The sequence below is a fragment of the Gluconobacter cerinus genome, from assembly GCF_025961355.1.
GTDB classification, from domain to species: Bacteria; Pseudomonadota; Alphaproteobacteria; order Acetobacterales; family Acetobacteraceae; genus Gluconobacter; species Gluconobacter cerinus.
Genome location: NZ_JAOQNM010000001.1, coordinates 1,962,501 through 1,982,617 on the forward strand (window position 1 = coordinate 1,962,501; position 20,117 = coordinate 1,982,617).

15 protein-coding genes, 1 tRNA gene and 2 rRNA genes (1 of these 18 only partly in view) are annotated in these 20,117 nt (G+C 54.1%); 12 read left to right on the forward strand and 6 right to left on the reverse strand.

The genetic code is table 11. From position 1 onward, the window contains the following. The 5 genes from M2305_RS09035 to M2305_RS09060 all read left to right on the forward strand — a co-directional run. Nucleotides 1–2,367: ribosomal RNA gene (locus M2305_RS09035) — 23S ribosomal RNA — on the forward strand; it begins 370 nt to the left of the window's first position. An 80-nt stretch (nt 2,368–2,447) separates the two neighbouring features. Next, nucleotides 2,448–2,562, forward strand: a 5S ribosomal RNA gene (gene rrf, locus M2305_RS09040). Nucleotides 2,563–2,610: 48 nt separating this feature from the next. Further along, nucleotides 2,611–2,687: transfer RNA gene (locus M2305_RS09045), tRNA-Met, on the forward strand. A 301-nt stretch (nt 2,688–2,988) separates the two neighbouring features. Beyond that, nucleotides 2,989–4,662 (forward strand): hypothetical protein, encoded by a 1,674-nt coding sequence (locus M2305_RS09055; RefSeq protein WP_264649168.1) that lies wholly within the window; start codon nt 2,989–2,991, stop codon nt 4,660–4,662. 10 nt (nt 4,663–4,672) lie between these two features. Further along, nucleotides 4,673–5,032 (forward strand): ArsC family reductase, encoded by a 360-nt coding sequence (locus M2305_RS09060; protein WP_264649169.1) that lies wholly within the window; start codon nt 4,673–4,675, stop codon nt 5,030–5,032. A gap of 9 nt (nt 5,033–5,041) precedes the next feature. Here M2305_RS09060 and M2305_RS09065 read toward each other — a convergent pair whose 3' ends face one another. Further along, nucleotides 5,042–5,947, reverse strand: a complete 906-nt coding sequence (locus M2305_RS09065; RefSeq protein ID WP_046900841.1) for a helix-turn-helix domain-containing protein — start codon at nt 5,945–5,947, stop codon at nt 5,042–5,044. 407 nt (nt 5,948–6,354) lie between these two features. Between M2305_RS09065 and M2305_RS09070 the strand changes: the two genes are divergently transcribed. Both M2305_RS09070 and M2305_RS09075 read left to right on the forward strand, forming a co-directional pair. Further along, the gene (locus tag M2305_RS09070; RefSeq protein WP_264649170.1) at nt 6,355–8,826 is read left to right on the forward strand and encodes a membrane-bound PQQ-dependent dehydrogenase, glucose/quinate/shikimate family; all 2,472 of its coding nucleotides are present in this window, start codon (nt 6,355–6,357) and stop codon (nt 8,824–8,826) included. 74 nt (nt 8,827–8,900) lie between these two features. Then, nucleotides 8,901–9,791 carry a transporter gene (locus M2305_RS09075; RefSeq protein ID WP_086633956.1) on the forward strand — a complete coding sequence of 297 codons (891 nt, stop codon included), beginning with the start codon at nt 8,901–8,903 and terminating at the stop codon, nt 9,789–9,791. 48 nt (nt 9,792–9,839) lie between these two features. On the opposite strand, the gene M2305_RS09080 is transcribed toward M2305_RS09075, so the two are convergent. Continuing rightward, nucleotides 9,840–10,739: a delta(1)-pyrroline-2-carboxylate reductase family protein gene (locus tag M2305_RS09080; protein ID WP_264649171.1), complete on the reverse strand. Its 900-nt coding sequence runs from the start codon at nt 10,737–10,739 to the stop codon at nt 9,840–9,842. An 83-nt stretch (nt 10,740–10,822) separates the two neighbouring features. Then, entirely contained in the window at nt 10,823–12,298 is a 1,476-nt protein-coding gene (locus M2305_RS09085) for an aminotransferase class V-fold PLP-dependent enzyme (protein WP_264649172.1), read from the reverse strand. Nucleotides 12,299–12,410: 112 nt separating this feature from the next. Here M2305_RS09085 and M2305_RS09090 point away from each other — a divergent pair, with 112 nt between their 5' ends. Then, nucleotides 12,411–12,872: an Lrp/AsnC family transcriptional regulator gene (locus M2305_RS09090; RefSeq protein ID WP_086633959.1), complete on the forward strand. Its 462-nt coding sequence runs from the start codon at nt 12,411–12,413 to the stop codon at nt 12,870–12,872. 23 nt (nt 12,873–12,895) lie between these two features. Then, nucleotides 12,896–14,209 carry an amino acid permease gene (locus tag M2305_RS09095; RefSeq protein WP_264649173.1) on the forward strand — a complete coding sequence of 438 codons (1,314 nt, stop codon included), beginning with the start codon at nt 12,896–12,898 and terminating at the stop codon, nt 14,207–14,209. Here M2305_RS09095 and M2305_RS09100 read toward each other — a convergent pair. After that, on the reverse strand, nt 14,191–14,589 hold the full coding sequence (locus tag M2305_RS09100) for a DUF4186 domain-containing protein (protein WP_264649174.1): 399 nt from the start codon (nt 14,587–14,589) through the stop codon (nt 14,191–14,193). The two genes, M2305_RS09095 and M2305_RS09100, sit on opposite strands and share 19 nt — an antisense overlap. Before the next feature lie 93 nt (nt 14,590–14,682). Here M2305_RS09100 and M2305_RS09105 point away from each other — a divergent pair, with 93 nt between their 5' ends. Next, nucleotides 14,683–15,720, forward strand: a complete 1,038-nt coding sequence (locus M2305_RS09105) for an exodeoxyribonuclease VII large subunit (RefSeq protein ID WP_099213066.1) — start codon at nt 14,683–14,685, stop codon at nt 15,718–15,720. A 3-nt stretch (nt 15,721–15,723) separates the two neighbouring features. Here the strand turns inward: M2305_RS09105 and M2305_RS09110 are convergent, their stop codons facing one another. Both M2305_RS09110 and M2305_RS09115 read right to left on the reverse strand, forming a co-directional pair. Next, the gene (locus M2305_RS09110; RefSeq protein ID WP_264649175.1) at nt 15,724–17,166 is read right to left on the reverse strand and encodes a glycosyltransferase family 2 protein; all 1,443 of its coding nucleotides are present in this window, start codon (nt 17,164–17,166) and stop codon (nt 15,724–15,726) included. Between the two features lie 27 nt (nt 17,167–17,193). Next, nucleotides 17,194–17,730 carry a hypothetical protein gene (locus tag M2305_RS09115; protein ID WP_233126168.1) on the reverse strand — a complete coding sequence of 179 codons (537 nt, stop codon included), beginning with the start codon at nt 17,728–17,730 and terminating at the stop codon, nt 17,194–17,196. Between the two features lie 105 nt (nt 17,731–17,835). Here M2305_RS09115 and gap point away from each other — a divergent pair, with 105 nt between their 5' ends. Next, a complete protein-coding gene (gene gap / locus M2305_RS09120) occupies nt 17,836–18,855 on the forward strand; it encodes a type I glyceraldehyde-3-phosphate dehydrogenase (RefSeq protein WP_086633965.1) in 1,020 nt (339 codons plus the stop codon). A gap of 3 nt (nt 18,856–18,858) precedes the next feature. Next, nucleotides 18,859–20,073, forward strand: a complete 1,215-nt coding sequence (locus tag M2305_RS09125) for a phosphoglycerate kinase (protein WP_046900852.1) — start codon at nt 18,859–18,861, stop codon at nt 20,071–20,073. Nucleotides 20,074–20,117 lie beyond the last annotated feature (44 nt).

Here is a 20,117-nt window from a genome sequence, read left to right on the forward strand (position 1 = left end):
AAACCCTGTCTGAACATGGGGGGACCACCCTCCAAGCCTAAATACTCCTTAGTGACCGATAGTGAACAAGTACCGTGAGGGAAAGGTGAAAAGCACCCCGATAAGGGGAGTGAAAGAGACCTGAAACCGGACGCCTACAAGCAGTCGGAGCCTCTTATGGGGTGACGGCGTACCTTTTGTATAATGGGTCAGCGAGTTTCTGTTTGCAGCGAGCTTAAGCCGTTAGGTGTAGGCGTAGCGAAAGCGAGTCTGAATAGGGCGAATGAGTTGCTGGCAGAAGACCCGAAACCGAGTGATCTAGCCATGGCCAGGCTGAAGGTGCGGTAACACGCACTGGAGGGCCGAACCCACGCCTGTTGAAAAAGTCGGGGATGAGCTGTGGCTAGGGGTGAAAGGCCAATCAAACTCGGAGATAGCTGGTTCTCCGCGAAATCTATTGAGGTAGATCGTCGGGTGTTTACCCTGGGGGGTAGAGCACTGGATGGGCTAGGGGGGCCCAAAGCCTTACCAAACCTAACCAAACTCCGAATACCCAGGAGTATAGCCCGGCAGACAGACAGTGGGTGCTAAGGTCCATTGTCGAGAGGGAAACAGCCCAGACCACCAGCTAAGGCCCCTAAATCGTGGCTAAGTGGGAAAGGATGTGGGGATTCCAAAACAACCAGGAGGTTGGCTTAGAAGCAGCCATCCTTTAAAGAAAGCGTAATAGCTCACTGGTCTATTAGAAACCCTGCGCCGAAAATGTAACGGGGCTCAAGCCACGTGCCGAAGCTGTGGGTGCATTCTTATGAATGCGCGGTAGCGGAGCGTTCCGTAAGTCTGCGAAGGAGGCGGGGTGACCCCCTCTGGAGATATCGGAAGTGCGAATGCTGACATGAGTAGCGACAAACAGTGCGAGAAACACTGTCGCCGAAAGTCCAAGGGTTCCTGCGCAAGGTTAATCCACGCAGGGTGAGCCGGCCCCTAAGGCGAGGGCGAGAGCCGTAGTCGATGGGAACTAGGTGAATATTCCTAGGCCTGCCAGAAGTGACGAATGAGAAATGTTGTCTGTCCTTATCGGATTGAACAGGCTTTTCGACCATTCCAGGAAATAGCTCTGGCGTATAGACCGTACCCGAAACCGACACAGGTGGACTGGTAGAGAATACCAAGGCGCTTGAGAGAACGATGCTGAAGGAACTAGGCAAATTGCTCGTGTAACTTCGGGATAAACGAGACCCAATCGTGGGCAACCATGGTTGGGTGGCACAGACCAGGGGGTAGCGACTGTTTAGTAAAAACACAGGGCTCTGCGAAATCGTGAGATGACGTATAGGGCCTGACGCCTGCCCGGTGCCGGAAGGTTAAGAGGAGATGTGCAAGCATTGAATTGAAGCCCCGGTAAACGGCGGCCGTAACTATAACGGTCCTAAGGTAGCGAAATTCCTTGTCGGGTAAGTTCCGACCTGCACGAATGGCGTAACGACTTCCCCACTGTCTCCAGCATCGACTCAGCGAAATTGAATTCCCCGTGAAGATGCGGGGTACCCGCGGTCAGACGGAAAGACCCTATGAACCTTTACTGCAGCTTTGCAGTGGCATCAGGAAAATCCTGTGTAGGATAGGTCGGAGGCTTTGAAGCCGGGGCGCCAGCACCGGTGGAGCCACCCTTGAAATACGACCCTGAATTTTTCTGATGTCTAACCGAGACCAGTAAGCCTGGTCCGGGACCCTGCATGGTGGGCAGTTTGACTGGGGCGGTCGCCTCCCAAAGTGTAACGGAGGCGCGCGATGGTGGGCTCAGGCCGGTCGGAAACCGGCTGTCGAGTGCAATGGCATAAGCCCGCCTGACTGCGAGAATGACAGTTCGAGCAGAGACGAAAGTCGGCCATAGTGATCCGGTGGTCCCACGTGGACGGGCCATCGCTCAACGGATAAAAGGTACTCTAGGGATAACAGGCTGATCTCCCCCAAGAGTCCACATCGACGGGGAGGTTTGGCACCTCGATGTCGGCTCATCACATCCTGGGGCTGGAGCAGGTCCCAAGGGTTCGGCTGTTCGCCGATTAAAGTGGTACGTGAGCTGGGTTTAGAACGTCGTGAGACAGTTCGGTCCCTATCTGCCGTGGGTGTAAGAGACTTGAGAGGATTTGTCCCTAGTACGAGAGGACCGGGATGAACATACCTCTGGTGCACCGGTTGTCACGCCAGTGGCACAGCCGGGTAGCTAAGTGTGGACGGGATAACCGCTGAAAGCATCTAAGCGGGAAACCCACCTCAAAACGAGGTCTCATAGAGCCGTGACAGACCATCACGTTGATAGGCCGGGTGTGAAAGTGCAGTAATGCATGCAGCTAACCGGTCCTAATCGCTCATACTTCTCACATCAAACACATGCACAGAAATCAGCCACACTCATAAAACACCAACCTCCACCCACTCTCAAAAAGACTGGGTGGGCTAGAAGACCTGGTGGCCATTGCGAGGGCCCTACACCCGATCCCTTCCCGAACTCGGCCGTGAAATCCCTCAGCGCCTATGATACTGCACCTCAAGGTGCGGAAAAGTCGGTCGCCGCCAGGTCCCCTAGCCCACTCACCACTCCCACAATACCAACATCACCAATACCACCGCGGGGTGGAGCAGCCCGGTAGCTCGTCAGGCTCATAACCTGAAGGCCGTAGGTTCAAATCCTACCCCCGCAACCATCTGAACTTGCGATGCGAACGCATCACGAACCCTAGTCCGGAAACGGCCTGGGGTTTTGGTTTGTTCACCCGACGCAACCGTCAGATGGCCGACCAGATCCCCACAACATCGATTTGTAGCCCCTTGTCGGACGGCGGGAGAACAATCGCCTTGGTCGCTTCCTAGCGCTTCTCTTCCAGTTCGGATAAGCTGTCAGAACCTTTATTGAGCTGTCTAATTCATCAAAAATGAAAAAAATATTAAAAATTTGGCATATGAAATTATAGGTTTATTTTTGAATGTGAAGAGGGTGAGGTAATAATGAAAAATGCAATGTATTCAATCTATACGTTTGAAAGTTATCATGGGAAAGAAGTCTTTGCTGATCCTACAACTGGACGGCTCATGCAAGGAGAGGGTCAAGAATACCCTCTTATTTTAATTGAACTTCACAATTTTCCTAATGCGGGAATAATTTTTTCACCTGATCCTTCGGTTAAAGATCTTTCATTCCCAAATTCTGAAGTAATTCCAAATTTTATTTCTGTAAATATTCAGTCATATGAAGAGTTTGGAGTGTGTGCATTTCAAGAAATTCGAACGGGAAATTATCTTCGTGCTGTAAATTCAAGTAATACTATTGATAATTTTGCAGCAGAAAACAGAAATTGGGAAAAATTTTCTCTTTATAGGAAAAAAGAAAATTTCATTAATGCTGAAAATAAAGTTATTTCTATAATAAATAAAATCATCGAAGATTATACAGGCTGTATTGAAATAATAAATTCCTCAAATGATATAGAATTTTTAAAAAATATTTTTAGCGTAATTATAAGAAATACCATTTGTTTGAATAAAATAATTGAAAATAAAGAAAAAATAAATGACCAAAAAAAATATAAATTGCTAAATGAAGTGAATAATGAAAATATTTTCTTTAAATATTATAATGAATTTAAAAATAAAAATGCAATTAACGCATTTATTAATTCTAGTTTTGGTGTAAAAAGTAATGTAATAAAAGAAATTTTTGGAACATATAATAAAGATATACCAATATCTTTTTCTACATTAGAATCTTTAAATAATACTCTACTATTGAATAATAAAAATATTCAGTCAGGGTTAAGTTTTCTTTCCTTTCCAGTAGGTCTGGTAAGTGGTGATAATTCATGCGTTTTGGGGAAGGATGGACATGTTTTTCTGACTGAAGGTTCTAATCGACTCCGTGAGCTTTGTCTGATGGATAACAATGCCCCTGAAGCTCATGATATCTCGGAGAAGTGGTTAGGCCTGATTAGAGAAAGAAAAGAAAAAATTTTACGTCGAGGTAATAAATTTATTCAGGTAATTGTTCCTGAAAAAGTAAGCGCGATGCCGGATTATTTTGTGGGAGATTTTTTTGGTCCTACAGCTTATTTAAAGAACATAGAAGATAACGACATATACGAATATATAAGTTGTCTTGACATATTTTCAAATATAAACACTCAGGATGCTTATAAAAGGGTTGACACTCATCTGCAGCCATTAGGAGCATTTGCTATATTTAATGCCATTTCCGAAAAATTTTTCGGTCAAACATTTCCGACACCTCAGTTTTCTCGACAAAGAATAAGTGGAGGCGATTTGAGTTATCGTTTCTTTGGTCATGGCGTCAGAGAAGTCATTTATGAAGCAGAGATGAGTGAAGAGACTCGTTTTAGAAAATTAGTAGAAAATATCCTTCCACGGCCTGGAGCTCACAATGGGCAACGGAATGTCTGGAGAAATAGTCAGGCTCCCTTAGACTTAAAAGTTGTGGCTTTCGGGAATTCATTTTTTGGATCTGGGTTAGATCAATGTTGCCTGGGATGGTGGTTTTCTCACTTCTGTAAAGAATTTCATCATTTTTGGTCTCCTGAAATTGATTATGATTATTTGGATGCAGTAAATCCTGATTTCGTCATTTGTCAGACAGCCGAAAGATTTTTAGGTCGGGTACCACAAGCTTAAGGGAAATAGCATGAGTAATTCGATCATATTGTATGGCATCAAAGCCTGCGACTCTATGAAAAGAGCCCAGCTCTGGTTGACTAATCACGGTATTGATTACGCATTCCATGACTACAAGAAGAGTGCGATCTCAAGGACGGTTCTTGAAGGCTGGGTCGGTCAGGTTGGTTGGGAGATATTGCTCAACAAGGCTGGCACGACGTTTCGCAAGCTGCCACCAGAGCAAAAGGAAGATATGACCCAGGAGAAAGCTATCAACTTGATGCTTGCTCAACCTTCCATGATCAAACGACCTGTTCTGGAACGTGAGGGCAAGATCGTGTGTGTAGGTTTCAAGCCTGCCGAGTACGAAGAGATATTTGCGAGCTAAACTCCATGCTTACGGCATGAGGTTTAGCATCTTGATTTTGCGATGAAGCGTAGAGCGGCTGATGCCAAGCGTCCGAGCTGCTGCGCTGACATTGCCCTGCGTGGTGGCTAGGGCTGAGCGGATGACATGGACCTCGGCTTTTCGGAAACTCAGCTCATCTTCTGAGTCCAGAAAGTTCATCAGAGCAGGCAGGTGCTCCAGTTCGCCTTCCGGCCAGTGCATGCGTTCCCGGCTCGCATGCGTGGCGCCTTGCACATGTCCATCAGTATTCAGCGCAACCAGCGGTGTTGAACTCGCTGTCGCCAGACCCAGCGTAATGATCGTCTCGTTGGGAAAAAATTCCCGGAACAGCCTTTCTTCGATCTTACGAGCTGTGGTCGTCATGGTCTCCATCAGCAGACCTGCAAATGGAAGGATATCGTTCCCCGCAAAGGAACAGATGTTCAGAACACCTGCCAGTTTTCCACTAGCATTATAAAGAGGGGCCGCAATGCCGGTCAGGCCCCGGAAGCATAGCCGCCAGTGTTGGCTTTGAAGCACCATGACAGGCTTCTTTTCCTGAAGGCATGTTCCGATGCTGTTGGTGCCGGCATTCGCTTCGTCCCAGAGTGCACCAGCCTGAAAACCCCACCGACGGCATCCTGTCAGATCGTCACGGCTGGTCTGGCGTGACAGTACAACGCCGTTTGCATCAGCCAGCATCACGGTAAAGCCGAGCGCCATCACCATCGTATGCAGGCGCTCCATTTCTGGCAGGGCATGCTGGATCAGGAGGCGCGTGCGGTTGCTGATAAAACGCAACTCCGGCTGGCTCAGAAGACGTGTTTCCCACCGTTCTGCCGGATCAAGATTATAGCTGGTGGAGCACCGGATCCATGACTCGGACAGACCGGTTTGTGGCGTAATGCCGGTCATGAGTGTCTCTCGATTTTCAGATGTGTCTCAGAACTGCGACAGGTGGCGACGATGTAGTCACAATCGGGTGAAAGAGCTTCGATCATGGATAGCGTCGCGCGGGTTGTGGAAGGAACAAGGCAGTCAGAGTGCGTGACTGACTGGTGCCCGTATCTTTCAGACGAAAGTTTCGTCCACCGGTAGCTCTCACCTTTCTGTTGTAACGCTCTTGGCGAGGGGTTGGATGCATGGATGAGAAACAAGCTTTTCAAGACAATCATCCGGCCGGCAGGGACAGACCTGCGCAGCAGTTTTCTGCCCTCGCACAGTCATATGGGGGACGGATCATATCCTGCTCCTTAAGCGATTAAGAGAGACAAAATATTTCAGAAAAAGTGGTTTTCCATATTTTTGAAAAACGAGGTGTCATGTCTTCTTCTCTCCAGAGGGTGCTGTCTCCAGTAACCTCTATCCTGCTCGCGCTTGTTGGGCTGTTCCTGCTGGGTGGGGGTGGTTACCTGCTCGTGCTCGGTGGGTCCTGGTTCTATGCGCTGGCTGGTCTCGTCATGCTTGCGGCGGCTGCCGTCAGCCTGAAGAACCCGTCTCAGGCAGGCCGTATTTATGCAGGTCTGCTGCTGGTTGCCACGATCTGGTCTGTTGTTGAAGTCGGCTTCAACATCTGGGGACTGGAAGTTCGTCTGTTCACTCTGGTCGGCATCGCCTGCTGGATGCTTCTGCCATGGGTCTGGCGCTCGAATGCGTCTTGGGCTGCGGATAAGCGGGAACTGGCTGGTTCTGCCGCCATCGCCGTTGTGGCGATCGTTGCAAGCTGCTTCACCTCCTATTCCATCAATGGCACGCTCCCTGCCGAGCGTATGGCTGCATCTGGCCAGGTTGACGAAACCGGCAAGGGCACGCCCGCAGCTGACTGGCCTGCTTATGGCCGGACGGTCGGCGGTGATCGTTACAGCCCGTTGGGTCAGATCACGCCTGCCAACATCAGCAACCTGAAGCGCGCCTGGGTTACCCAGACGGGTGACGTCCAGAAGGCTGACGAAGGCGTTGTGGCTGGTCCGGATCAGGGCCACGAGTTCAACCTCGAGGTTACCCCGATCAAGGTTGATGACACGCTCTACCTTTGCACGCCGCATAACTGGGTCATGGCCCTTGATGCTGCAACGGGTAAGGTGAAGTGGAAGTTCGATCCGAAGCCTGCCGCTGAAGATCTGGCTGCCAACGTCTATCTCGCCTGCCGTGGCGTCTCCTATTACAAGGCTCCGGACGACTATACCGCTCCTGATGGCTCCAAGGCCTGCCAGAAGCGTATTTTCTCCCCGGTTGGTGACGTTCGTCTTCTTGCTGTCGATGCTGAAACAGGCAAGCCCTGTGAAGACTTCGGCGAGCACGGCTTCATCTCCCTGCGCCAGTATCTTGGTCATGTGCCGCATGGCTTCCACTTCGTGACGTCTCCGCCGCTGGTGGTGAAGGATCGTGTGGTTCTTGGTGGCTGGATCTTTGATAACCAGGCGAACTTCGAGCCGTCCGGTGCAATCCGTGCGTTCAACCCTATTTCCGGTGAGATCGAGTGGGCCTGGGATGCCGGTCACAACCCGGAAAACTGGAAGCCCAGCCCGAACGACGAGCTGACGCGTGACACCCCGAATGCATGGGGCGTTTACACGGCAGATGAGAACCTCGGCCTGCTTTACCTGCCGATGGGTAACTCCCCGCCGGATAACTGGGGTGGTTCACGCCGTCCGTTCGACGACGCAACCTCCAGCGCAACGATTGCTCTCGATATCGAAACTGGTGAGCGTCGCTGGACCTTCCAGACCGTGCATCACGATCTGTGGGACATGGATCTGGCCATTGGCCCGTCGATGGTTGATCTGCCAGGCCCGAACGGTGAAACCGTCCCGGCTCTGATCCAGACCACGAAGCGCGGTGAGTTCTTCGTTCTAGACCGTCGCACAGGCAAGCCTGTTCCGGGTTACCCGGTTGAGGAACGTCCGGTTCCGACTGCTGGCGTTGCTGCAGACGACCATGTTTCTCCGACGCAGCCGTTTGCTGTTGGTCTGCCGTCTCTGACGCCGCCTGACCTGAAGGAAAGCGACATGTGGGGCGCGACGCTGCTGGATCAGATGATCTGCCGCATCCAGTTCCGTCAGTCCGCTTATGAAGGTCAGTTCACGCCGCCGCATGTTGGCAAGACGACCATCGTCTATCCGGCATTCTATGGTGTGGTTGACTGGCAGGGTGCGTCCATCGACCCGCAGCGCAAGCTGCTGATCGCCAACGCCAGCTACCTGCCGTTCCGCATCCGTCTGGAGAAGCGTAACCACGCTGAAACCAGTGGTATCCTGCCGAAGTGGGATGGCAAGGGTGACAAGCCGGAAGCCAAGGGCGATGCGCTTAGTGTCTCTCCTGACTATGGTACGCCTTACATCGCTTACACCAGCCCGTGGCTGAATCCGCTTCAGATCCCTTGCAAGGGGCCAGTCTGGGGTACGATCACCGCTATCGATCTGGTGACAAAGAAGATTGTCTGGCAGCACCCGGTTGGTACGACGCGCGACACCGGTCCTTTCCGGACGCACAACAACCTTCCGCTTCCGACCGGCATGTACAACATCGGTGGCAGTGTCATCACCAAGGGTGGCGTATCCTTCATGGGTGCGACAGCTGACGATTACCTGCGTGCCTTTGATGTCTCGACCGGTAAGGTCATCTGGCGTGACCGTCTGCCGGCTGGCGGACAGGCAACCCCGATGTCCTATCAAATCGGCGAGAAGCAGTATGTTTTGATCGCCGCTGGCGGTCATGGGGGCCTTGGCACCCGCAGCGGTGACTATATCATCGCTTACACGATTGACGGACAGCAGGGCGCAGCCGCGCACTGATCTGGCCTTATTACTGCTGGAGCGCTTTCTTTACTGGAGGCGCTCCAGTTTCTTCTTCTACGGAAATAAAAGTCATGGTTCGCAAAATCTGGTCCGGAGGGTGTCTCCGGGCCCTGAGCATTCTATTGCCCGCTTCCTCCCTCCTGCCAGCCCTTGCGGCACATGCTGCTGATATTCCTCTGGCCATCATTGGCCCGCATGAATACGATCTGCCGGTCGATTTCAAACCGTTCAACGTGCTCGTGCAGTACGGAGATGGGAATGTCGCGGGAAACACTTATGACAGTGGTGGCCGGCGTCAGCCCACTGGGGGAAGCCACACCTGGGCGGGTATGACGAAGTACGTGCACTTCCGTAGCTTCGACGCTCTGCCGCATGTCGGTTTTGCGTTTGAAGTCATTCAGTCGGAAAGCTTCGTTCTGGCTCAGGGCAAAGATTACGGTGGCCTTGGTCCGACAATCGTGGGCCCTGCCGTCTGGTTCAAGCCGAATGCTCACAGCACCTTTGGTATCCAGACCTTCATGCAGACGCCGGTTGGCACACGGGATGCGTTGTCCCCGAGCTACTGGTCAAACCTGTCCAGCTTCATGTTCGATTATGAATGGAAGCATTTCAGCTTCGATGGGGATCTGGGTGCAATTGTAGCATCCACGAAGCACAAGACAGGCGAGCACAGCTATTCGCCAGGGACGGTCTTTCATTCCAACCTGCGTTTCAGCTGGAAAGCGAGCAAGATTGTTGAGCCGTTCTTTGCATTCGACTGGCAGAACACAGCCGGAATGCGGGACAACACTGCCAACAGTTGGGTCAGTGAATCCAGTGGGCGTGAAGTCGCACTGGGTGTGGGCGCCATGGTCAATATTTCCAAGCGCGTCTCATTAACCGGGCGGTATTCTCATTCTGTCGATGGCAGAAACGTGCCTGAGACGAATGCGTATTACATGAAGCTGGTCTATCTCTGGTAAAGACGGCTTATCCCGTCCGAGCAGTATTCTCGGACGGGGTGCCGCCTTCTAGAGGCCCAGTGTTTGCCGGGCGAGGTGACACGCTGCCAGATCCCACGCAGCACAGCCGACACTCTTGAAAAATACCGGACCTTCCGGTTTTTCTTCGCCGGATAGGTAAGCAGCCAGAGGTTGGACCTCTTCCCAGTCTTTCCCTGCCTGAATGATGTCTCCCGCCTCTGACGGTGCACCAACGGGATCATCCACGATACAGGTACTTCCGTTGACGATGGCTGGACCAATTTCAATCATTTCTGGTCGATAAGCCCCCACACCAATAATCAACCGCATAGACTTTGGTGGTGCGTCGTACAGAACACTTTGGCTGCTGGTCACGGTGATGACCACATCCGGGTCGCAGGCTTCGTCATCATTGCGAAGTCTCAAGGCGGGGTATGCGTCGCTTCTTGTCAGCGCGGCTACGCTCTCACGGGAGCGGCCACGAATGTAAACCGTGAGGCCCGGATAAAGCACATTCAGCGCTTCCAGATGAGCTTTGGCCTGTACGCCGGTACCAATGAGAAGAACCGTTTCCAGAGTGTCTGAGCGAAAGCAGTCCAACCCCAGCATGGAGATGGCAGCGGTGCGTCGCTCCGTCGTAGCAACGCCATCCAAGGCGAACAGAAACTGCCCATCGACAGCATCCATGCACATGACTTGCCCCTGAATAGCAGGAAGGCTGCGTGCGGAGTTGCCAGAATAAAGGGTCAGAAGTTTTGTCGTGAGAATATCAGGCGCACACGCAACCATCAACATGACCGTTCCGGAGCGATCAAGCGTTGGCACAACCATGCGTTCTGGGCAGAAAATCTGTCCAGCATGATAGTCCTGAGCTGCTCTCCGAAGTGTTTCCACGAGAGCGGGAAAGGGAAGCAGTTTTCGCGTTTCGGCGGCGGTCAAAGTCTTCATGGAGCATCTTCCTGCTGTTGTCCGGAAGATGCCCCGTTTTGGCTTGAAGATGAAGGGATGGCGAGAGAGCGTCCCTGTCCGGGTTAAGCAGCCGCTTTTGGACGGAACCGGGCTGTCGAGATGTCGCATTCGTAAGCGGCTGCGACCGAATGCGGGTCGAGCGCCAGATCATCGACAGCATCGAGAATGCGTTCGACTTTGGCATCATCCATCAGCACGCTGAAATTCAGCCGTGTCCAGCCGGGCTTCTCGATTTCCTGCCCAGACAGAATGGCCTGACGAATTGCATCCGAGGCCGCTTCGTCAATGTCGAGCAGGCGATGGGCATACGGTCCCGCACAAGCGCATCCGCCACGCACCTGAATGCCATAGCGGTCCGACAGCATGCGCGTGAAAAGCTGCTGGTGGATGAAGCCACCTGTGCTTTCGTCCCGGACCTGGAAGGAGAAGATGGGCAGGGCTTCAGCTGTGGCGTGACCAAGAATGCGGATATTCGGGTTTTTGCTCCAACGGGCAACAGCGCGGGCGCGAAGCTCCGCATTGCGGTCGCTCATGAAAGTCTGGCCGATGACGTCCTTGACGATAAAAGCCAGTGCCGCGCGGATGTCTCCCACCACATCGGGTGTTCCACTCTCTTCGAGAGCCGCAAGGCTCGTGGTGTAGTCATGGTTCCAAGGGGAAACGAACCGTACTGTTCCTCCGCCTGGGAGAACCGGGCCGCATCGCGTCACGACGTCATTGCGGACGATCAGGACGCCTGAGGCTGCCGGGCCACCGATAAACTTGTGACAGGACACCGCCACGGCATCTTTTTCGAAAGGCGTGCCGGACTTCATGTCGATTGGAAGATACGGAGCGGCACCCGCATAATCCCAGATCGCCAGAGCACTGTGCTTTTTCAGAAGTTCCGTTACGGCATCTACATCCGTCATGATGCCGGTGACGTTTGATGCTGCCGAGAAAGAGCCGACTTTCAGGCGCCCTTCGTCGCAGGTGATCAATGCCTGTTCAAGAATGGCAAGATCTGGACCACCATTCTCGGCTTCCGGGATCTCGATGATCTCGGCGCCACTTTCCCGCCAGGGGAGGATGTTGGAGTGATGCTCGTACGGGCCAATGAAAATGATCGGGCGATTTCCAGCAGCGCAGCGGGCAGGGATTTCCAGCAGATGTACGAGACGGTTCAGGCCTGCCGTCGCGCCGTTGCCCATGAAAATGGTCGTGAAACGATCCTTGGGGGCATGGCAAAGGCGAGCAATCGCATCACGCGCCGCATTACGCATCCGCGTCATGTATGCCCCGCACAAAGACGCTTCAGTGTGGCTGTTGGCGTAGTAGGGAAGAACTTCGTTCATGACGAATGTCTCAACCTGAACAAGCGCACGGCCTGAAGCAACATAGTCTGCATAAAGAAGCGACTGAACACCAAAGGGGCTCATGAACTTCGTGCCGTCTCCAAGGACGCCCTTGCGGAGGGCGTCACGACCACCTGCACGAAGCATTTTCTCAAATTGCTCAAGCGCTGTTGCACTGTTGTCGAGACTGCCGATCGTTTCCATGATGCCCTGTCCTCTTACCTGATCTCGTCAGAGGAAAATATCTCAATGGCGGATAGGAAACTGTCTCTTTCTTGTAGACGAAAACCGGTTTTTTGTTGTCATTTACATCATTATGAGCAGAATCATCGATCAAACGGACCGTGCCATCCTTCGCATTCTCCAGAAGCAGGGGACGCCGTCCCAGCGTGAACTGGCCGAACAGGTCGGCCTTTCCCAGAATGCCTGCTGGAGGCGCCTGAACGCCCTGCGGGAAAGTGGGATCATCAGCCACGATACCGTCCGTCTCAATGCTCAGGCGCTTGGCCTGACATTGACGGTCTTTGTGCTGATGAGGACGCGTCATCATTCACACGAATGGTTTGAAACGTTCCGCAGAGTGGTCGTTTCGATCCCAAACATCGTTGATTTTTACCGGATTGCCGGTGAGTATGATTATCTTCTCAAGGTCGTGGCATGCGACATGAACGATTTCGATCGTGTCTATCAGCAGATCATCAGCAAGGTCGAGCTGGATGCCATCACCTCATACATGACCATGGAAACCCTGGCAGATAACCGGGATCTTCCAGTCTGACAGACCACGGACAAGGACACTTCATGACCCAGACGGATCAACTCGCCCAAAGTCTCCGGACGAGACATGTTGTCATGATTGCCTTGGGCGGGGTGATTGGTGCTGGGTTTTTCATCGGTTGCTCGGCTGCCCTGTCGATGGGTGGACCGGCCGTCATCGTGTCATACGTTCTGGCGGGACTTCTGGTCTGGCTTGTGAACGGCATGATGCGAGACCTTGCTTCACAGACACCAGGGCGTGCGTCATTTCTCGGACAGATCCGCCATGCTCTTGGGGATCGCTTCGGTTTCGTCGCGGGCTGGACCTACTGGCTGACCTGGGTGACGGTCATTGGCGTTGAAGCCATTGCCGTAACATCCATGCTCACGCCCTACATTCCGGTTCCTTACGCCGTTCTGGAACTTCTCGTTCTGGGCGTGATGACCGCCATTAATCTCCTGTCCGTCAAAGGATATGGGGAGTTCGAGTACTGGTTTTCAGCCATCAAAGTGGCCGCCATCGTGCTTTTCATCGGAATTGGTATCTGGGCATTCGGGGCACATTCCATTCCCGTGCAGGAAAATCTGTTTGCGCATGGCGGTGTCATGCCCCACGGATTGATGGCACTTCTTGCTGTCATTCCGACAGTGCTGTTCTCAATGGGCGGCAGTGAGATTGCAACAGTGGCCGCAGTTGAGTCCGACAACACGGAAGTGAACATTGCCCGTGCAACACGGACCATTCCTCTTCGTATTGGTTGCTTCTACCTTGTGACCATCTCGATGATTCTGTGCCTGGTGCCCTGGAGTGACATTGTACCCGGCCAGTCACCATTTTTGTTGGTTCTGAACCGGTTCCATGTGCCTTTCGCCGGGTTGGCAATGGGCATTGTCATCCTCGTAGCGGCCCTTTCCAGCCTGAATTCCGGGATTTACGTCACCTCGCGCATCCTGTTCGAACTGGCTGAACAGGGAGATGCTCCCGCGGTCTTTCTGGCGGTTGAGCCTAAAACGCAGCTTCCCCGGCGCGCGCTTCTCGCCAGTGTTGGAAGTGCCATTCTGGTTGCGGTAACGGCTGTTCTGTCGCCGGGCGTCATTTTTGCTGTTCTTGTCAGCCTGACCGGCGGATTTATGCTTTTTAATAATGCCCTGCTTGTTCTGGGACGGTTAAAGCTTATGCCCCAGAAGGCCGTTGGAGCCTACGTAGCGCTTGCGCTGATTGCCCTTGCGATCATTGCCATGATGATTCAGGCGGAAACCCGTTCGCAAATCGAAATGGGTGCTTTTGCGATTGTTGTTATTCTGCTGGCGGAGCGGTTTCTGCCACGGGGTAAGAAAATTCAGAACAACACGCCCTGAGCTGGCGTACTGGGAACATCTGCCCCCATGTCCTTCAGAATCCAGGCTCGTAACACGGCGAGGATTGCCTCTTGATCTTCGCTGGTCAGAGGCTTTCCTGCGGCAATACCATGCCATTTCGCGAGACATCCCCGGCAGCATGAGCCCGTTGCATGCTGTGCGATGAAAACCGGATGCCCTCGCATCGGCGTCTGCTTTCCGTCCTGTGCCGGCCATGCAGGTGCCAGACGATCCCGGATGAAAGCAGCACCATGTTCCATGACAGCATTCAGGCCACGGCTTTCCAGGTAGAGGCGAGCCTGTTCATCCAGATGAAACCGTGCCCGAAAACTGGACTTTTGAAGTCGGAGGAGAAGATCCTGAGGAGCAGAACCGGTCAAGACGGACCAACCTTCTGAAAATACATAAAAAAATACTGTGAGGGCTGCTGCACCCTCTGTGAGAACATCTGTTCTTACTCCATATGGTGCGGCATGGACGCTTTTCCGAGACGCACCCGAACTGATTCTTCAGCCAGTGATATGGCTGCCATGCCAGTCCTGTCACCGCTTCAGGTTCAGGATCTGTTCACGGCCCGGCTGGATGAGATTTGTGCCCACTTCGAAGAGTGGGGTTTCCCGCTTGCGGTTGAGGGGCAACTGGGTGACGTCGCGCCTAACGCATACAAGAAATATTATCAGCTGCCCCTGGTCGATCCGCAGCTTGGGACGTCCATTTCGCTGGAAGCGACCAAGCTCGTTCTGGCGGCAGCAGATGTGCGTGCCGGAGATCATGTCCGTGTGACAGGGTGTCTGCGAGCCCGCCATCTGCGGGGACAGGTTGCCCTCCGGTTTGAAGTGCTTACCGTTGAACCACATGATCCCGGCCGTCAGAAAGTGGACCGGGCAGAGCGATCTCTGCTGGATGTTCTGAGAGGATTGAGCTGGCAGTTTCAGCCTTACCCTGACCGCCGGGACGCCCGACTGCTTCTCATTCATTCTGCGTCCTCCAGCGCACTAGTCTCGGAAGACTTCCTTCAGGCGCTGGGGGGCGGCTGGCGTTCAGAGCGTATCCGCGCACTTCCCGTAGCCATGACCGATCCGCACCGTATTGCGGACGCCATAGGCACGTGCCGGGAAGATATTATCGTTCTGATCCGTGGCGGCGGAGATGTTTCCGACTTTACAGTGTTTGAGCATCCGCTGGTGCTGGAAGCGCTCTCCAACTGTGTGGCACATCGTGTTCTGGGCGTTGGGCATACTGCCAATCGGACGTTGGCGGAACGGCTGGTGGATCATTCCGCAACGACGCCCGCTGATGCGGGCCATTACATTCGCAGAATGAGCGGTCGTGTCTGGCAGCGGCAGGAGGAAGAGCGTGCGCAACAGGAAGAAATTGTTGCACTGCGTGAGAGCGCAACGTCTATGGCAGCGCTCCCGGCGGGAGCACCATTTGGCGCCCGTTTGCGGAATGGCCTGATCTTGTTGGTCGTCGGAACGCTGGCGGGCCTGATACTGTCACGTATTCTCTGAAAGTCAGAGGAACGTTTGCAATTCTGGTACAGCGTTTCCCAGATCTTTCCGTCCCATTTCAGAAAGCAGAGCTATCACGCGCGCTACATCTCTCAATGCGCAGTGAGGGTGGCGAATAAACCACGCGCAGAACCCTTTGAAAGACAGACCTGCCGCTGTGTCGGGGGCTGGAAGGGCCGGCAGATCCAGAGAAATTGCCTCCTCGGTCGGTACGAACTGGAACAGGGTGTCACCAAACCCGCTATCATCCGCGAAAATGAATGTGTCGGCCTCAATCCAGCGTATTGTTAGAACAGGCCGCAGAAGAGACTGGTTCGCCAGTTGAACAGGATGTCCATTGAGAGACGAGAGCATCACAATTTCAGGATGGCTATCCTGATAAATGCCGACCAGTTTGTCTGTCGTTTTTATATTCGGATCGCTGGAAAAGCGGGGAGATCCATCTGTCCCTACGACCAGAAAATCGCCTGTTACATCCTGAATGAAACAGGCCCGTGTGCGCGTTGGCAGAGGAGCACTCTGAGGCGTTAGAAGGAGCCGCTCTTCGGCGGAGGGCCGGATACGATGGAAGGAAAACTGCTCATGCTGACCATGGTCCGGCATGGAGCTTCCTGCATCCGGCAGTTCAGGGAGCGCCAGGGCAGGTTCTTGCGTCAGGCTTTGAAGAAGACTTTCCAATCCCCGATAGGCCTGCGTATCCATGAGATCGTGCCGGATCATGGAGACGTCAGGCAGTCGTCGTCTTGGGGATAGATCTTCCTCATCCCGGCAGAAATAATGATCTGCAAGATGAGGAGGCATATCTGGATCTCCTGCCCAGACATAATGAAGAATGCGCGCGCCTTTCCATGAAACAGTGACACCAGGGCCGATCCGATCGACTGGCGTGCCATCCGGATGGACGATGCATTCACAGGATAAGTTCGGAGACAGGACGTCTATCGAAATTGGGAGTTTTTTCGTCCGGACAAGCAGACGGGCCATCCGGTTGTCAGGGAAAGTGACGGCACTCCGATAGGGTGACGCCTGAATGACAGCAGGGGCCGGAACAGGCTTGAGGGGCTTTCCGTAGATGCACCAGTTGATGGCGATGGCGTCAGCGTTTCCCGCTGTCGCCAGCAGGTTCTCCAGCGTTGTGTCCGGATCTAGAAATTCATCAACGTCCAGAACCAGGAGCCAATCATGTTCCTGACCCACCAGACGAGCCGCCTCGGTCGTTAAAGTCTTGCGGAGCTCTTCAGGCGAGAGCTCATCGCCGCTGATGAACTCATGAAGTTCAACCGGGCCAATATGTTCTGCTGCGAGTGCAACAGCCTGCATCTCGTCTGTGGACCCTGCATCGAGAACGAGAATGCGCTCGAAACCGAGTGCCAGGTGCCATAGCAGCCACTCCTTTAGAAGAGGAGCGGCATTATGGGTCAGGACGGCACAGGCTGCACTTGGCATAAAGTGATGTTTCCGTGGTGTCTTGTTTTAGCGAACATCCACACGGATCAGCGGACGCTGGACCGATGGATCAGTGAGAGCATGCATCTCGATCTGGATAGGCTGGGCACCGGCCGCGCTGATCCTGTGAGCAACAGGCTCCAGATCCGTTTGTGTCGCCTCTGTCATGGCTTTGGTTTGTGCTGCCGGATCAGACTGAAGCGGGACCAGAAGCCTGACGATAAAGAGGACATTTTCCTTGCGGGCCAACGCTGACTTAACTGCCTGATCCACGACAGGGCCGTATTCGGATTCCGGAGTCCCGCCTTCGATTTGCAGGAATGGTGGTTTCGCTTTCGGGGCGGGGGGCGGTGGCGGGATGTACGGCTGAGGCGGTTTGCCTGCCTGCGGGTTGAACGTGCGCTGATCAACCAGTTTGCAGCCCGCGAGCAGGGGCGTAGCCAGCAGGATGCAGCCTGCCAGAGAGAGAGCGCGTGGAGCCATGATGCCTCGGGGCGAACGAAAATGTCGGACAAATGCAGCCATATTGCGCGGGACCGTCGCAGGAACGGAAGGTTTCGGCAAGATTAAGCGCATCAAGTTCATGAAAAACTATGCCAACCCCCTGTTGCTTCGCTGTGGCGGTGCTATGGAAGAAGCCCTTTCGTCAGAATAGCGGAGTAGGCAGGCATGGCGGTAAAAATCGCAATCAACGGTTTCGGACGTATCGGACGTCTCGTTCTGCGCGGCATCATTGAGAGCGGTCGTACGGACGTTGAGGTCGTAGCCATCAACGATCTTGGTTCGGTCGAAGCAAACGCACACCTTCTGGCCTATGACAGCGTGCATGGCCGCCTGCCGGGCAAGGTCCGCGCTGAAGGCAATACGCTCATCATTGAAGCAAACGGCCGTACCTACGGTCCGATTACCGTTTCTGCCGAGCGTGATCCGTCCAAAGTTCCATTCGAAGGCATCGATGTTGCCATGGAATGTACGGGTCTCTTCACCACGCGTGAAAAGGCCGCTGCCCTGCTGGAAGCTGGCGCAAAGCGCGTCATCGTCTCCGCTCCTGCAACGGATGTGGATGCCACCATTGTTTTCGGTGTGAACGACGACGTTCTGACGCCGGACATGAAGGTCATTTCCAACGCATCCTGCACCACGAACTGCCTTGCTCCTGTCGCTTACGTTCTGGACGAAGCGTTCGGCATCGAGCGCGGCTACATGGTCACGATTCACTCCTACACCGGTGACCAGCGCACGGTGGACACCCTGCACAAGGATCCCCGTCGTGCCCGCGCTGCGGCTCTGAACATGATCCCGACGTCCACGGGTGCTGCGAAGGCTGTTGGCCTGGTTCTGCCGCACCTGAAGGGCAAGCTGGATGGCACGGCGATCCGCGTTCCGACGCCGAACGTCTCTCTTGTCTCGCTCGACTTCGTGCCGAAGACCGTTCCTGCTTCCGCTGAAGCCGTGAACGAAGCAATCCGCGTTGCGTCCGAAGGGAAGCTCAAGGGCGTTCTGGAGTATAACACGGCGCCGCTGGTCAGCACGGATTTCAATCACTCCCCTGCGTCTTCCACGTTTGATGCAACACAGACGGCACTGGTCGATGGCGGCCAGCTCGTTCGCATCTGTGCCTGGTATGACAATGAGTGGGGTTTCTCCAACCGCATGGCCGACACGGCTGCTGCTTTCGGGAGCCTCTGACCCATGGTTTTCCGCACGCTCGACACCCTGGAGGCACGCGGCAAGCGCGTGCTCGTCCGGGCTGATCTGAACGTGCCGATGCATGACGGCGTCATCACCGACGCCACGCGCATCGAGCGCGTTGCCCCGACCATCAATGAGCTTGCCGGTAAGGGCGCGCGCGTTGTGGTCCTCAGCCATTTCGACCGCCCGAAGGGTAAGGTCGTTCCTGGCATGTCCCTGCGTCCGATTGCTGAAAAGCTTGGGGAAGTTCTGGGCAAGCCTGTTGGTTTCGTTCCGGAATGCGTAGGCCCGACTGTTGAAGCTGCTGTTGCGGCTCTCAATGATGGGGAAGTGCTGGTTCTGGAAAACACGCGCTTTCATGCGGGTGAAGAAGCCAACGATCCGGAATTCGCCAAGGCGATTGCGCAGAATGGCGACATTTTCGTCAATGATGCCTTTTCGGCAGCGCATCGCGCCCATGCCTCTACCGAAGGTGTGGCGCATGATCTTCCGTCTTTCGCCGGGCGGTTGATGCAGGCTGAGCTATCGGCTCTGTCGGCTGCGCTGGAGAATCCGGAGCGTCCGGTTGGTGCCATCATCGGTGGCTCCAAGATCTCCACGAAGCTGGATCTGATTGGCAATGTCATCGCGAAGGTGGACACACTGTTCATCACTGGTGCCATGGCCAACACGTTCCTGGCGGCAGAAGGTATGAATGTCGGCAAGTCCCTTCAGGAAGCGGACATGCACGAAACAGCTCGCAAGATTGCGCATCTGGCGCAGGAAAAGGGCTGTGAAATCATTCTGCCAGTGGATGCCGTTGTGGCTCGCGAGTTCAAGGCCGGTGCAGAAACCGAAACCTGCCTGATTGGCGAAGTGCCAGCCGACGCCATGATCCTTGATGCTGGTCCGCGCACTGTTGCGCTGATCAACGAACGTCTGGCTACGTTGAAAACGCTGGTCTGGAACGGCCCACTCGGGGCGTTTGAGATCGAGCCGTTTGACCGTGCCACGGTTGAGGTTGCACAGGAAGCTGCTCGCCTGACGCAGGAAGGCAAGCTTCGCACTGTGGCGGGCGGTGGAGACACCGTTTCCGCGCTGCGTCACGCCGGGGTTGCTGGCCAAATGAGCTACGTTTCCACGGCGGGTGGTGCATTTCTGGAATGGCTGGAAGGAAAAATCCTTCCAGGCATCGAGGTGCTTCGCACAACCGGACACCAGCTTGGTCTGGATTGAGTTCTGAAAAAGCGGGGAGGGCAATCTCCCCGCTTTTTTTATGG

Bases quoted from the DNA above. Each gene is read 5' to 3' on its own strand.
- M2305_RS09055 (WP_264649168.1), top strand. From the start codon at position 2,989: ATGAAAAATGCAATGTATTCAATCTATACGTTTGAAAGTTATCATGGG.
- M2305_RS09060 (WP_264649169.1), top strand. From the start codon at position 4,673: ATGAGTAATTCGATCATATTGTATGGCATCAAAGCCTGCGACTCTATG.
- M2305_RS09065 (WP_046900841.1), bottom strand. From the start codon at position 5,947: ATGACCGGCATTACGCCACAAACCGGTCTGTCCGAGTCATGGATCCGG.
- M2305_RS09070 (WP_264649170.1), top strand. From the start codon at position 6,355: ATGTCTTCTTCTCTCCAGAGGGTGCTGTCTCCAGTAACCTCTATCCTG.
- M2305_RS09075 (WP_086633956.1), top strand. From the start codon at position 8,901: ATGGTTCGCAAAATCTGGTCCGGAGGGTGTCTCCGGGCCCTGAGCATT.
- M2305_RS09080 (WP_264649171.1), bottom strand. From the start codon at position 10,739: ATGAAGACTTTGACCGCCGCCGAAACGCGAAAACTGCTTCCCTTTCCC.
- M2305_RS09085 (WP_264649172.1), bottom strand. From the start codon at position 12,298: ATGGAAACGATCGGCAGTCTCGACAACAGTGCAACAGCGCTTGAGCAA.
- M2305_RS09090 (WP_086633959.1), top strand. From the start codon at position 12,411: ATGAGCAGAATCATCGATCAAACGGACCGTGCCATCCTTCGCATTCTC.
- M2305_RS09095 (WP_264649173.1), top strand. From the start codon at position 12,896: ATGACCCAGACGGATCAACTCGCCCAAAGTCTCCGGACGAGACATGTT.
- M2305_RS09105 (WP_099213066.1), top strand. From the start codon at position 14,683: ATGGACGCTTTTCCGAGACGCACCCGAACTGATTCTTCAGCCAGTGAT.
- M2305_RS09110 (WP_264649175.1), bottom strand. From the start codon at position 17,166: ATGCCAAGTGCAGCCTGTGCCGTCCTGACCCATAATGCCGCTCCTCTT.
- gap (WP_086633965.1), top strand. From the start codon at position 17,836: ATGGCGGTAAAAATCGCAATCAACGGTTTCGGACGTATCGGACGTCTC.
- M2305_RS09125 (WP_046900852.1), top strand. From the start codon at position 18,859: ATGGTTTTCCGCACGCTCGACACCCTGGAGGCACGCGGCAAGCGCGTG.